General features: G+C 45.9%; 1 pseudogene. It reads left to right on the top strand.

The window, feature by feature from the left end:
- Nucleotides 1-907 (top strand): annotated as a pseudogene (locus A3738_RS12690) (radical SAM protein); the annotation flags it as partial.

Here is a 907-nt window from a genome sequence, read left to right as displayed (position 1 = left end):
ACAGCAATTATCGTGAATGAACTGCCAAATGACTGGACAGGCAAAGACTCGTCTCGCTTAGATAAGCCCGGAAAAATTGACCCAATACAAAGTCCTTATATTGATACCAGCGCAAATGGTAAAGGCGAAAATTGTGAAAATGGCGCAAAAGAAATCGAGCCTGAAGACGATACTCATGTATTACGCTTTTGGCCGATTGCAGGAAAGGACAAAGAATATATCTTGCTTCCGTCGTATGAAAAAGTTAGTAGAGACCCAGTTCTATATGCTCACGCCGCGCGGGTCATCCACATTGAGACGAACCCAGCAAACGCACATACCTTGGTTCAAAAACATGGCGAACGCTATGTTTGGGTGAATCCACCACCAATTCCTCTAGAGACAGAAGAATTGGACATGGTGTTTGAACAGAACTTCCAGCGCGTTCCTCACCCGAGCTATGGCGATGCACGTATCCCAGCTTATGAAATGATTCGCTTCTCAGTGAACATTATGCGCGGTTGCTTTGGTGGCTGCTCGTTTTGTTCCATCACAGAACACGAAGGCCGAGTCATTCAAAGCCGTTCAGAAGATTCCGTAATTCGCGAGATCGAAAACATTCGGGATAAAACCCCTGGGTTTACAGGCATCATTTCAGATTTGGGTGGACCCACTGCCAATATGTACCACCTGAACTGTAAGTCGGATGAAATCCATGCCAAGTGCCACCGACTATCATGTGTCTATCCTGGTATCTGTAAAAATCTCAAAACGGATCAGTCGGCAACCACCAACCTCTATCGTCGTGCGCGAGCGGTACCTGGTGTAAAACGCATCTTTGTCGCCTCAGGTCTGCGTTACGATCTAGCCGTTGAAGATCCTGAATATGTAAAAGAATTAGTAACACACCATGTTGGCGGTTATTTAA

The sequence above is a fragment of the Oleiphilus sp. HI0066 genome, assembly GCF_001635725.1.
The sequence above is the reverse complement of the archived record's forward strand: the minus strand, read 5'-3'. Positions and strand labels throughout refer to the sequence as shown.